Origin of the sequence: Leptospira noguchii serovar Panama str. CZ214 (genome assembly GCF_000306255.2) — a bacterium.
In the GTDB taxonomy this organism is placed as follows: domain Bacteria; phylum Spirochaetota; class Leptospiria; order Leptospirales; family Leptospiraceae; genus Leptospira; species Leptospira noguchii.
In genome coordinates this window covers 14,220-26,693 of record NZ_AKWY02000031.1, presented here as the reverse complement: position 1 = coordinate 26,693, position 12,474 = coordinate 14,220, and the positions used below count along the sequence as shown (strand labels likewise).

Sequence of the window (12,474 nt, the reverse complement as noted above, 5' to 3'; positions counted from 1 at the left end):
GAAATCGTTCAGTGTTATTCTTTACGGTTATATAAAAGTTTATGGAATCAAATCTCGAAGAGTTTTGATTTCTTCCGCACTGAAAAATTCTTTGTATTCTTTTTCAATCTGAAATTTAATAGAAGAACTGAAATAATCTACTCTTCTGGTAAAAGGCATTTTTTTATATGCTTCTTTCCATTGAATCACATAACCACCTTTGGGAGGGGATTGTTTTTCATCTGTTTTTTCCCAAAGAACGGCTCCTCCGATTTTATTCTCTGCCAAAGATTCTTTTTTAGGTTTTCCGTATTTTTGTTCTAGTTTCTGTTGCACTTCTTTGCCGGGAAGATAACGAAATAAAACTCCGACGGAAAATAAAACTCCAGGAGAAGAATGATTTTCTTCTTCCATCTCTGATTTATTTTCAGTAGTGACTGGTTGTCTTTGGTCTTTGGGTCTGGATTCGGTTACAATTTTAGGAGTAGAATAAAAACGATAAGAATATAAAATTCCATTTCTACGAATCAGAAGAGTTTTTTCTTTGTCTTCGTAGACGATTTCCACCTTTTCGTCGTTTTGCGGATTGGTGGAAAGAGATAAAAATTTTTCGCGTAAGTTTGCATAACTTTCTCCCCACGAAGATTCTGCGAACCCTTCTAATAAATTGATTGCTTGTTGTGTTGTGTTGGTCGGTTGTCTCCGATTTGGCGTTGAGGTTTCGTCCGGAAGTTGTGCAAAAAGTACAGTTGTAGGAATCAGAATGGAAAAAAGTAGAAGTGCAAAAATTCTCATATTCTACCTATCGGCAGTTTTTAGGGAAATTCATTCAGAATCTTCTTGGAAGGAACGGTTTTTCGAACCTGAAAATTGGATTCCTCCAATCTTTACTTTTCCATTCCAACGTAAAACGAGTAAAACAGAAATGATAGATATATTCGGAAAAACGAATAAAAACGAAATTTCATGGAATAATCCATAAACCGCAAGATTAGACGCAATTACCGAAATAGAACACCCGCTTAAAATGGCGACTTCCTGTTCTAAAAATCGAACTAAAAAATGATTTGGATTTGTAGAAGGAAGATCTTTCAAAATCAGCTCTACAAGAATTCCATACGTAGTGAGTAGGGTCACAGGTAATAGAAAAGATAGAAAAAAATAATTTCCAAATGAGTCCGCGTAATGAGGTGCGCCTATCATTCCTCCTAAAAGTGTCCAAAGGTAGGAAACAAATGCAGAAACAAAAAATGCAATTGCAGCGTATTGTAGACTTCCATCGGATTCCAAAAGTTTAATAAACTCGTCCGGGATAATTCGTATCCAGTCGACTAACTCTAATTTATCGAAAGATTCTCTTCCAGATAGAAATAGAAGTTTAAAGTAATAACTCGCTAAAATGAGTAATACCAAAACGATTCCGAAAAAGATTAGATAGAGTAGAAATTCCATAATTAGTGTCTAAAGTGCCTCATTCCAGTAAAAACCATAATCAATCCGTGTTCATCTGCAGCTTGAATTACTTCTGTGTCTCGAACAGATCCACCGGGTTGGATGATCGCTTTTGCTCCCGCTTTTGCCAAAGCATCAATTCCGTCTCGGAATGGAAAGAATGCATCGCTTGCAACATAAGAACCTACTACGGAAAGACCTACGTTCAATGCTTTGTTGGCGCCTAACTGCACTGAGTCGACTCTGGACATTTGCCCCGCTCCAATTCCGAGAGTTGCGTTTTCTTCTGTATAAACGATTGCATTGGACTTAATAAAACGAACACAAGACCAAGCAAACATCAAACCACGAATATCATCGGGAGAAGGTTGTTTTTTAGTGACTACTTTTAAATCTTTTTCGGTGATTGTTGTATAGTCTCTATCTTGTATCAGTAAACCGTGATGGATCGGTCTTAAATCTAATTCGTCAAGAGCTTCTTTGAAATCTTGAATTTCTATTAAACGAATATTTGGTTTTTTAGAAAATAGTTCAAGAGCCTCTGGAGTGAATTTTTGAGCAATCACTCCTTCTACAAAGTTTTCGGTGATCAAAGTGGCAAGTTCTCCGTTTACTTGTCCCTTAATTCCAATGACTCCTCCGAATGCAGAAATAGGATCAGTTCTTCTTGCAAGTTGAAAGGCTTCTAATGGATCGTCTGCGTAGGCGATTCCACATGGATTGAGATGTTTAATGATACATACTGTATTTTCTGGAAGAAGACTAGAAATATGAAAAGCCGCATCAAAATCTAACATGTTGTTAAACGATAACTCTTTTCCTTGCAAAGGCGAAAAGTCGCTTTTTACAAAAAGTGGTTCGTAGAACGCTGCGGCTTGGTGGGGATTTTCACCATATCTCAGTTTTTGTTTTTTAATAAAAGAAAGATTGAGAACATCTGGGAAAACTTCTCCAGATCGTTTATGGAACCAAGAAGAAATTGCAGTATCATACATTGCAGTATGAGAGAACGCTTTTCTCATATAACCCGCGGAAACTTCTTCAGAAATTCCATCGGAAGAAATTAGATTTTGAACTTCTTTGTAGTCGTTCGGATCGGTGAGCACTAAAGTATGTTTATAATTTTTAGCGGCGCTTCGAATCATAGAAGGTCCGCCTATATCTATGTTTTCGATTGCTTCTTCGAGTTGAACTTCTGGTTTAGAAACGGTTTTTAAAAAAGGATATAAGTTGACTACGACTAAATCTATTTTAGGAATTTTTAATTCTTCCATTTTTTGTTTATGAGCCGGATTGGAAATTACACCTAACAAACCTCCATGAACTTTAGGATGAAGGGTTTTCACTCTTCCATCTAAAATTTCTGGAAAACCTGTGTAATCATCGATTGCTATGGCTGCAATTCCGTTGTCTTTAAAAAGTTTTAAAGTTCCACCTGTGGAGATAATTTCCACTCCGTTTTGATTGAGAAACTGTGCAAATTCCACTATACCGGATTTATCGCTGACGGAGATGAGGGCTCTTTTGATTTGTATCATTATTTATCTAATTTTTACCTTTCTATTTTGAATCGTAAGTCTATCTTCGCAAAAGTATTGAACCGCGAGTGGTAGTATTTTATGTTCCTCTTTAAGAATCTCTAAAGTCAAATCTCTTTCCGTCATTCCTTCTTCGATTTTCACGACTCCTTGTAGAATGATTGGACCTGAGTCTACGCCTTCATCTATAAAATGGGCGGTGCAACCAGCAATCTTAACTCCATATTCCAAGGCTTGTTTTTGTGCGTTTAAACCTGGAAAGGCGGGCAAGAGAGATGGGTGAATGTTGATGATTCGATTTGAAAACGTTTGAACAATTTGGTTCTTAAGAATCCTCATATAACCTGCGGTCACGATAAGGTCTGGTTTGATTTCTAAAAGAAGTTGAAAAAGTTTTGTATGATATTCCGATTTATCTGAAAAGGAAGAGAAGTTTATGACTTGAGAAGTAAGTTCGAACTCTTGGGCAATTTCTAAAGACTTGGCATCTGGATTGTCGCAAATCAGTGTTTGTGCAGTTCCTGGAATCTTTCCCGTTTTGATGTTTTGTAAAACCGCTCTGAGATTGGAACCTCTTCCGGAAGCTAAAAATACGATCTTTTTTTTAGTTTTTGTAAACAGAGTTGCCAATAGAATTTTATCCGTATAAAATCGAATCGTTTTCGAATTCGTAAAAAAATGCAGTTTGGAAAACTTTAAGCGACAATTTGTCTAACCAAATGAGATAAAAGCTCATGGAATTGTTGATGTTAAAATTTGCCCCAGAACGTTAAAGGAAATTGAATCTGATCTTTCGGCAACTTTGTAAAAATATGCGATAGTTCCAACAAATTAAGTCTCTTTGGAGGATTTAGACGTTTTGGTGTTATTTTTTATTATTTCAGAGTTCCCACATTTTACGGTTTTGGTTACGATTTTTGGATGAATTCTACGCTTTTTTAGTTTTCGAATTTTTAAAACCGTTTAAAGTTTTGAAAGAAACCGCAAGAATGTTCAGACCCAGCATTAAGGAGCCAAACATTTTTGTCGAAAAGTATTTCAGGAGAGATACATGTCACTTGCCAGAAAATCCACAGCGACCGTTGAACAATATAAATCCAACGAAATCTCGACTGTCAGTCAAGGAAAACTGATCGTCATGCTTTATGACGGTGCGATCCGTTTTCTAAATATCGCTCTGGAGAATAATACTCCCCGGAAATACGATGTGGTAAACAATCATATATTGAAAGCCGGAGAGATCGTTACCGAACTTATGCTTGCGCTCAATTTAGAACAAGGTGGGGAAGTGGCTAACAACCTCCTAGGAATTTACGTTTATATTAAAAAACGCCTTCTAGAAGCAAATATGAAGAAGGATTCCGAAATCATCCAGGAAATTATTAAATATATGGAAGATCTAAAATCCGCTTGGGAAGAAATAGAGAAAAAAGAGAAATCGAATGTTGTTTCGGCGCCTTTCCAAAGTTCTAATCGTGGAAGTGGCTTATCTATTCAGGGGTGAATTTTGTCGGATTATCCAGATCAAAATCTAATCGTTCTTTACCGAGATAAGATTTTACTTTTAGACCAATTGATTTCTAACCAGAAAAGACAAATTGAAGTATTTGGTTTTGGAGACGGAGAAGGTGCGACAAAAATTGAAGACTCTAATCTAAAAGTGATCCAGCAACTTTGTTCTTTAGATCGTTTGATAGAAAAGATGGAAGAGGCAGTTCCACAAACTTCTCAACTAATCGAACTTACAGAAGTTCTATTCCAGAAGATGGAAGAGTCCAGGTTTCTACATTCTCAAACCGAAAAAAAGATGAAAGAAACCCTAAAAGAATATCAGAAAGAATTGAATCAGGTACAAGTTCAGATTCAATTAAAACGCCATCTCAGACAGGACTATTGGAAAACGGGGACTTGTTAGAAAGAGCGCTTGAGTTCTTTGGTTTAAAACCTGGGTTCAATGAAGAGGATCTAAAAGAACGTTTTTATTTTCTTTCTAAAAAATACCATCCCGATACGGGAGAATTTTCAAACGATTCTCTATTTAAAGAACTAATTGAATACAGAGATGTTCTTCAATCTTATTTAGTACAAAAAACATTCCAAAAATCAAATGTTTCTCCGGGGCCAAAAAATTCTAATCAAGAAGATTATAATATTTATAAGAACGCTAGAGAAATTTACGATTTTGCCATTCACGAATATTATAAAATTACTGAAGGAAACCCTATTTTTTTAAAGGGAAATGAAAATTTCGCTCTGCGTAAATTAAGACAATCTCTTGAAATTTCCAAATCTAAATTTGAGGAATTGATCGTTTTGTATCCTCAGAGTATTTGGGTCGCTGACTCAAAACGTACCCTCGAAAAAATAGAGATTTGGTTTAAGGAACCCTGAGCGAATTGGAAGGCATGGAAAAAACAAAACCGGTAGCGGTTCCGTTTGTGATACTGACTACCAAAACCTGAGAACGTAGAGTTAGATATTGACCTGAAGTTACTGAAACTTGCATTTTACAGATTCGATTTGTATTTTCTCCGGTTCCGATTGCGGCTAAAGGACCTTCGTTGGGACTCAACTCGATAGAATATTCCAATGGTTGATTTGGTAAAATATTTAGAATTCCATTCATACATTCGATTCCCGAATTTAGATCTGCTGGAAATCTAGAATTGTATTCCGTATTGCCCACATACAATTTATAACCGTCAAATAGAAGTTCTGGGTTTCCAGCTCTCAGTCTGAGTTCGTATCCAGTTGCAATAGGTACAATACTGATCAAAGTAGGTGGAGTGGAAATCAGACGTGTAGTAGAATAATGAGGACATCCGATAAAAAGAAAAAACATCGTAAATATAAGTAAAAAATAAAGTCGTTTCAAAAAGAAATATACTCCCTCCAGCCAAACTTTTCAGCCTGCTGATCTGTTATTGAAAAGAGTGGAAATCGTAGTTTAGGTGTCACCCGATTTTCTTCCGGTAAATTCCACTTCAATTCTGCTAGAAGTTTATTTCCCTTCCGGGTGTTGCAATTTTTGCAGGCCGCGACTAAATTTTCCCAAGAATTGAATTCTTTGGGTCTTTCTTTTTTGGGAACGTTCTCCCATCTACTTCTAGGAATTACGTGATCCAATGTAAGTTTAGAACTTGGAAATTTTTTACCACAATAGACGCAGTGATAATTATCTCTTTGGAATATGTTTTCTCTAGAAACTTTATCTTTTCTGGGAGGGACTTTATAATAGTCTCTTAAAAGTATAATTCTAGGTGCTGTAAATCTTAGTTTTTCGGATCGAATGAAAAGGTTTTTATCATCCTTGATGAGTTGCGCTTTTTCAAGAATAATTAGGATGAGGGCGTCTTTGACCGACCGGATCCCAATGGGGACGTAACCGGCATTCAGCACAAGCACCGGCTGCGCAAGAATGTCCATAACTGGTCAAACAATATTCGGTACTCGGAAGATGTAAAGAAATTCTCTGGTTTAAGAACGTTTCTTGCGAATCCAATAAACGATTCCGAATAACAAAAAAGCAGTTCCTAAAAATCCAAATACTAAAAGTTGTCCATTGTGAACCCAATTCATTAGAATATCAAAGTTGTAAGCTCCGAAATATCCAAGATAAACCCAAACCGGAACAGAAATAACCGCTGCTAGAAAATCTAAGATTACAAAACGGTAGAACGAAATTCGGTCTGAGGTACCTGCAGTGAGATAAATAGGCATCCTGAGGCCTGGCATAAAGCGCGCCATGAATGTAACCCAGTTTCCATAGCGAGAAATTTTATCTTGAACCTTGGCAAATCTTTCAGGCGTGACAATTCTAGAAATCATAGGGATTTGAAGTACACGAACTCCGTAGATTCTACCGATTAAAAAAACGGAACTGTCTCCAATGAGTACTCCCGCCATTCCAATTAGGAACATAAAATGAGGATCTGCTTTTCCAAGTCCTGCGATTACCCCTCCGGAAACGAGAGAAATATCTTCTGGAACAGGGAGTCCAAATCCACAAAGAATCAATACTAAAAAAACGGCAATATATCCGTATTCGGAAAATACGTTCACAAGAATATTTAAAAATTCCATCTTCTGAGCAGATCCTATTTTTTAGGATTCCAAAGTCAATAAAATGGAATGAGGGTAAAATAGCAGTAAACAAACAAAAAAAGTGGAGGGACTTTTCAGAAAACTCTCTAAATTTTGTAAAACGTGTATTTTTCCAGAGACGATTTGCTTCAAAAAGAGACGGAAACGTTGGCTCCTTATGCTATTTCTAACGCAAATAACGGAGGCAGGATTTACGAAGAAGAGGAACATTCTTATAGACTTCCATTTCAAAGAGACAGAGATAGGATTCTTCATTCCAGCGCATTCAAACGCCTACAATACAAAACACAAGTGTTTATCTTTTCCGTTGGAGAGAATTATAGAAATAGAATGACTCATACTCTAGAAGTTGCGGGGCTTTCCAGAACGATCGCCAGTACACTTGGACTCAATTCTCTTCTTTCGGAATCGATTGCCTTGGCGCATGATTTAGGTCACACTCCTTTTGGTCACGCAGGTCAGGAAATTTTGTCCGGGCTTATGAAGAATTACGGAGGGTTCGAGCATAATAAACAATCTTTAAGAATCGTAACTTCGATTGAAAAAAAATATCCTAACTTTCCTGGACTTAACTTATGTAGAGAAACTTTAAAAGGTCTTATGAAACACGGAACAGATTATGATTCTTCTGTTATACTTTTAGAAAGAAAGGAAAATGGTCCGTCTTTAGAAGGAATGATTGCAGATCTTTCCGATGAGATCGCTTATACCAATCATGACATCGAAGACGGTTGGGAAATGGGTTATCTTCATTTAGGGGATTTATTGGAGAATCCTTTTTGGAAAGAGGTCTACGAAGAATGTAAGGATCAGTATAAGGAAGTAGGTGAAAAAATTCTGATTAGAACTTCGATTCGAACTCTCACTAATTTTTTGGTTTCGGATCTGATTCAGAGTATTTCCAGTGCGTTGGAAAAAAATCAAATTCAATCTAATGAAGACCTATCTTTTCTTTGGAAACAAGATATTCGAATCGCTTCTTTTTCGAATCAAGTAGATCTTAAATTTAGAGAACTAAAGTCTTTTTTATATGAAAAATTATATCGTCATGAAGATTTGATTCGTATGAGTGACTATGGAAAAAAAATTATAGAATCCTTATTTCATTACTTTTTAAAACATCCTGAAAAAATTCCGGAAACTTATAAAGAAAGGATTGAAGAAGAATCTTTGCATCGAGTGATCAGCGATTACGTCGCGGGTATGACCGACAGATATGCGGAGAAGACCTATCAGTCGCTTCCTTAATATTCAAAAATTAGAGAGTTTCTCTTTTTTTAAATGTAGTATAGGAATATATTATTTTTTGAATGTTTATTTTGTAGATTCTGATTGTGTTTCCGTTTTTTGTTCCGGCTGCGGTTTCGAAGAAGGACTGGAACAATAATTTGCGACGATCATGATCGGAATTGTATTGTTAGGACAATAGTTGATGATTCCGATTTGGAATTCTTCTTTATGAGATCCCGAATTGAAGATTCCGAAACTAATAGCCTGTTTTTCTTTAGGAGACAGTTCCAGAGTCGTTCCTATATTTACAATTCCTAAATTAAGGGAGTTGCCCTCATTCATGTTGACGAGTCCCACATTTAGACCTTCTCCCCAATTGAATAGTCCTAAATTAAACCTTCCACTCATCATGTTAACGGCTCCGATGGAAAGTGCGAGATCTTTTACGGCTTGATTTTTTACCTTTTCGTCTTCATGAAAAGGATGTGGCATTCCACGATCTAGAAAAAAATTTGTGTTGAGAAATCCGACTTTTAAAGCGCCGTAGGTTGGATTCGAATTATTCAGTAAACCAATTTGTAGTCCTGAGGCATTTTCCGCTTCATTTACAATTCCAATTTGAACTCCTATCAAATTATCTCTAATGAAGTTAAATAGTCCTAAATTCAATCCGAAAACGTTATATGTTTCGCCATAGAGCAAGTTGAGTCTTAAAACTTCTATATCCGTTTTTCGTGGAATTGTTATGGTTGCTTTTGGTGTTAAAGCAAAACCGCAGTTAAATACAAACACACAACAGGAAATTATAAAGATATTAGAAAAATTTACTATTATAGACATGGATGTTCAAAAATTGAACGTCATCGCGCGACTGTCAATAAAGTTGTGGGAATCTCTGTGAAATTTAAAGATAATGGTTTAAAATCAAATTTTTGCGTAAAACTGCAGTTTGGTGATTCTCACTCAATGAAAAACACATTTTATAGAAAAACCTAAATTTTGTGTGAGTTCAATGTAAGAAACCCTGGGCGAATCCGGCTGTTAAGCAGTCGGACCGGGCTCTTTAGCTCTGGTTAAGTTATTGTGAAATTTCAGAATCAGATTCAATTTTTATAAAATACCAATAACTTGATCCACAACGCTCTCTATGAATCGCGTTTGAAACTCAACACAACGCTCTCTATGAATCGCGTTGTGGGCTCAAAAACACACATTTTTCAAGTGTTCCGACAAGAATGAGTCTTTTTACTTGCAAAAAGTATGTTTTTCTGATAGAGAAAAGTCTTCCGAACTTCTCCACCTGAATTGCGACCCATGGGAAGTAATTCATTGAGTTGCCACCCAAAACGTGGGAAAACTCAGCAGAACGCTCTCGACGGATCGCGTTCTAGGGTGGGAACTTAGTTTTACAGAGGATTTGTCGTAATTCCCACAGATTTAATATTGAGATCCAAATACTTGTGGGGTTGGTTATGATAGGAAGCGTTGTGCTGAGTTCATTCATCGATCCCTTTCACGTTAATGATCATTAGGGTGATTGAAAAATGGAATCTCCATCAGTTTTTCTTTTATAGAAACGGTTAGCTTTGTTGATCTGAACTATAAAATTTTTCAACAATTATATTTTAAAAGAAATCGTTTTGTGGATAATTCGTATTCGATTCTAATCGCAGGGGTCGAGAGCTTTCAAAACTTCTATAACTTTTTTACAAAGTTCGTCCACTTCTTCTTGGGTTGTAAACCAACCGGTTGAGATTCGAATTGCACGTAACGCTTCTTCTTTCGAAAAGCCCATAGATAAAAGGGACGTTGCAGGTTCTCTGGATCTGGACTTGCAGGAAGAGCCTGTAGAAACCACAAAACCAGCTTCTTCCAGTCCCATCATAAAAAAGTCAACGTCGTCGGTGGGAAGAATACAAAAAGAAGTAGAAGAAATTCTATTTGCGTTTTTTCCTATTATTTTGCAATTACATTCTTCTAAAACGTTTTCAATTTGAGTTTGAAAATTTTTTAAAAGTTCGTTTTTTTCTTTTTGTTCTAAAATTCTTTGCTTTAGTACTTCAGAAAGTGCTAATATTGAGGGAGAATTCTCAGTCCCAGCCCTATGGTTATTTTCCTGATTTCCTCCTCTAAAAATTGCATATTCTTTTTCTGAAACCAAATCGGAACGAACCCAAGTTCCGGAAACCCCCATTCCCGCTCCAATTTTATGACCGGAAAACGTAAAACCGTCTAAAAATTCAAAAGGAACTGAAATTTTACCGAAGGATTGCATTAAATCCGAAAAGAGTGGGACTGAATATTTCAGTGCGAGTAAATGAACTTTTTCCAAAGGCTGAATTACACCCGATTCATTAGCAACTTGTAATATAAAAATTGGAGAAGGATTTATTTTTAAAAGTTCTTCCAGATGGTCTAAATCAATTTCACCGGAATGTAGAGAACGGATTTTTTGAAAATCAAATCCAGCAAATTCTAAAGCAGAATATAAAGAAGAATGTTCTAAAGAGGAAACGATCGCAGAACTCGAAAATTTTCCTCGAATTGATTTTGTAAGTAGATGATTGGCTTCGGTTCCCGTAGAAGAAAAAACGAATTCTTTTGCGGGTTTACCCGTATAAGATTCTAAGGTTTTACGAGCTTCTTCTATTTTTCCTTGACGGGCTAAAGAAAACCGAGTCACTCCAGAAGGATTGTAAAAATCAGAGAAGTAATCATTTTGAATTTTTACGAGTACATCCGTAAAAGGAGGATGAGTCGCGTTATAATCAAAGTATCGAATCTTCTTCGACATAAAGTTCGTCCGCTTCTTCGTATCTTCCTTTTTTTCTCAAAATGTATCTAAGTAGTCTTTTACGATCTTCTAATAGATCACTTCTTCCTCTGCCAGTGACTCTATAAGCCTTATCGATCGTATAAAGTTCCGTTTCTAATTGTTGTAATTCTAACAGAGCAGGATCGAGTTTTCCTTTACGAATTTCTATACGTACAATCATAAGTCTAGATTCAAAAATAGAACCCTTGTCTAAGTAAGCCGATTTAGAAGATTCTCTAAAATAAAAAATTGCCTTATCAAAAAAAATGGGATCTCGTTTTCCTAATTGATAGTTTAACATTCCTCGTTTCATTAGTAATTCATCATATTCTATTGTACCTGGATCGGAAAAGAAAAGTAATTTTTCTAAAACTCCGTCCGCTTCTAAAGGAGAAATAGAATTGAGTCCAGTTTTATAAATTCCAAATGCAAGAATGTTAAGCGCTTTTTTAAAATCGTTTGCGTTAACTTTTAGATTTCGATCTGGATCGATTACAAACGTATTGGACTTTATCTGAGACCAAACCCTCATTAGATTTTGTTTTTCAGTCAATACATTTGGTTGTTCTTCTGTTTGATTACAAGAAAAAAAAGATTTAGGTTTTTGAGTTTTTTCCATTACGATTCGAACCGCTTCTTCCGTATTTCGAATGTAATCCGCGTATGCTAACAATACTTCTTCCGGGCGACAAACTGCTAGGGCGGTTTTTTCAATTTTTTTAGGAACGTTTAGATCTGGTCCTGAAAAGTTCAAAGCCCTTTTATAATAATCTAAAGCTTCTAATACGTTGGGAGATACTACCTTCCAATAATCTCCCGGATTAAAACTCCCAGTGATAGGGCTTCTGGATTGTGTTTTGATTGATTTTTTTTTATCTTCGGAATTTTCCTCGGCTTTAAATCTCCAGATTGACATAGAATCGGTCCAAGAAGGTCTATATAAAATCTTATCTCTTTCACTCAAAGAATAGTAATATAAACAAGCTTCTCGCATCACATTTAAATCTGGAACCCGTTCGCCTAAATCTTGATAGGTGACTTCTTTTTCTAAAATGGAATCTCCCTTTTTTATAAATTCTTCTGCAGTTTTTGGGTCATAACCGGGAGGTCGAATTATCAGCGCGAGCCGGTTCAGTAATTGGTACCGATTGGGAAGAATCCATACAATTGCGATGATCCAAACAAAAATTAGGAATAGTATATACTTTTGGTTTTCTCGAATGTAAGTTAACAAAGTTTAGAACTCTCCGAGATTGGAAAATTGATTCGACTCCTGAACGGATCGGTCGCAGAATGAAATTCCGGACAGGTGGTTCCTGATAGAGGGAACATTCTTTTCAAATCTGTTTCGTTACC

General features: G+C 36.2%; 14 protein-coding genes. 4 read left to right on the top strand and 10 right to left on the bottom strand.

All coding sequences use genetic code 11. The annotated features are described in order from the left end of the window. Positions 1–39 precede the first annotated feature (39 nt). The 4 genes from LEP1GSC059_RS15985 to purN are packed head-to-tail and all read right to left on the bottom strand — an operon-like array spanning position 40 to position 3,599. A complete protein-coding gene (locus tag LEP1GSC059_RS15985) occupies positions 40–774 on the bottom strand; it encodes a hypothetical protein (RefSeq protein WP_017213575.1) in 735 nt (244 codons plus the stop codon). Between the two features lie 30 nt (positions 775–804). After that, on the bottom strand, positions 805–1,431 hold the full coding sequence (locus tag LEP1GSC059_RS15980; RefSeq protein ID WP_002176665.1) for a hypothetical protein: 627 nt from the start codon (positions 1,429–1,431) through the stop codon (positions 805–807). Positions 1,432–1,433: 2 nt separating this feature from the next. Continuing rightward, positions 1,434–2,969, bottom strand: coding sequence for a bifunctional phosphoribosylaminoimidazolecarboxamide formyltransferase/IMP cyclohydrolase (gene purH, locus LEP1GSC059_RS15975; RefSeq protein WP_017213574.1), 1,536 nt, complete (start codon positions 2,967–2,969; stop codon positions 1,434–1,436). 3 nt (positions 2,970–2,972) lie between these two features. Continuing rightward, positions 2,973–3,599 (bottom strand): phosphoribosylglycinamide formyltransferase, encoded by a 627-nt coding sequence (gene purN, locus LEP1GSC059_RS15970; RefSeq protein WP_002176748.1) that lies wholly within the window; start codon positions 3,597–3,599, stop codon positions 2,973–2,975. Between the two features lie 421 nt (positions 3,600–4,020). Here purN and fliS point away from each other — a divergent pair, with 421 nt between their 5' ends. The 3 genes from fliS to LEP1GSC059_RS15955 are packed head-to-tail and all read left to right on the top strand — an operon-like array spanning position 4,021 to position 5,360. After that, positions 4,021–4,473 carry a flagellar export chaperone FliS gene (gene fliS, locus LEP1GSC059_RS15965; protein WP_000050477.1) on the top strand — a complete coding sequence of 151 codons (453 nt, stop codon included), beginning with the start codon at positions 4,021–4,023 and terminating at the stop codon, positions 4,471–4,473. Positions 4,474–4,476: 3 nt separating this feature from the next. Next, positions 4,477–4,884: a hypothetical protein gene (locus LEP1GSC059_RS15960; protein WP_017213572.1), complete on the top strand. Its 408-nt coding sequence runs from the start codon at positions 4,477–4,479 to the stop codon at positions 4,882–4,884. Beyond that, entirely contained in the window at positions 4,878–5,360 is a 483-nt protein-coding gene (locus tag LEP1GSC059_RS15955) for a J domain-containing protein (RefSeq protein ID WP_017213571.1), read from the top strand. The genes LEP1GSC059_RS15960 and LEP1GSC059_RS15955 overlap by 7 nt, the downstream gene beginning before the upstream one ends. Here the strand turns inward: LEP1GSC059_RS15955 and LEP1GSC059_RS15950 are convergent. Genes LEP1GSC059_RS15950 through LEP1GSC059_RS15940 form a run of 3 tightly spaced genes read right to left on the bottom strand, consistent with a single transcriptional unit; the run spans position 5,347 to position 7,052 of the window. Beyond that, positions 5,347–5,844 (bottom strand): LIC11661 family lipoprotein, encoded by a 498-nt coding sequence (locus LEP1GSC059_RS15950; RefSeq protein WP_002176537.1) that lies wholly within the window; start codon positions 5,842–5,844, stop codon positions 5,347–5,349. The two genes, LEP1GSC059_RS15955 and LEP1GSC059_RS15950, sit on opposite strands and share 14 nt — an antisense overlap. Beyond that, positions 5,841–6,395, bottom strand: a complete 555-nt coding sequence (locus LEP1GSC059_RS15945) for an HNH endonuclease (protein ID WP_002176664.1) — start codon at positions 6,393–6,395, stop codon at positions 5,841–5,843. The genes LEP1GSC059_RS15950 and LEP1GSC059_RS15945 overlap by 4 nt, the downstream gene beginning before the upstream one ends. Before the next feature lie 51 nt (positions 6,396–6,446). Next, complete coding sequence (locus tag LEP1GSC059_RS15940) at positions 6,447–7,052, bottom strand: DedA family protein (RefSeq protein WP_002176728.1); 606 nt, start codon at positions 7,050–7,052, stop codon at positions 6,447–6,449. Between the two features lie 123 nt (positions 7,053–7,175). Between LEP1GSC059_RS15940 and LEP1GSC059_RS15935 the strand changes: the two genes are divergently transcribed. Continuing rightward, on the top strand, positions 7,176–8,321 hold the full coding sequence (locus LEP1GSC059_RS15935; protein ID WP_017213570.1) for a deoxyguanosinetriphosphate triphosphohydrolase: 1,146 nt from the start codon (positions 7,176–7,178) through the stop codon (positions 8,319–8,321). 66 nt (positions 8,322–8,387) lie between these two features. On the opposite strand, the gene LEP1GSC059_RS23245 is transcribed toward LEP1GSC059_RS15935, so the two are convergent. From LEP1GSC059_RS23245 to LEP1GSC059_RS15920, 3 genes are all read right to left on the bottom strand, one after another. Then, entirely contained in the window at positions 8,388–9,143 is a 756-nt protein-coding gene (locus LEP1GSC059_RS23245; protein ID WP_036057844.1) for an LA_2272/LA_2273 family lipoprotein, read from the bottom strand. 823 nt (positions 9,144–9,966) lie between these two features. Continuing rightward, positions 9,967–11,097 (bottom strand): cysteine desulfurase family protein, encoded by a 1,131-nt coding sequence (locus LEP1GSC059_RS15925; RefSeq protein WP_017213567.1) that lies wholly within the window; start codon positions 11,095–11,097, stop codon positions 9,967–9,969. Next, entirely contained in the window at positions 11,072–12,352 is a 1,281-nt protein-coding gene (locus LEP1GSC059_RS15920; protein ID WP_020981096.1) for a hypothetical protein, read from the bottom strand. Before LEP1GSC059_RS15920 ends, LEP1GSC059_RS15925 begins: the two co-directional genes overlap by 26 nt. Positions 12,353–12,474: the final 122 nt, after the last annotated feature.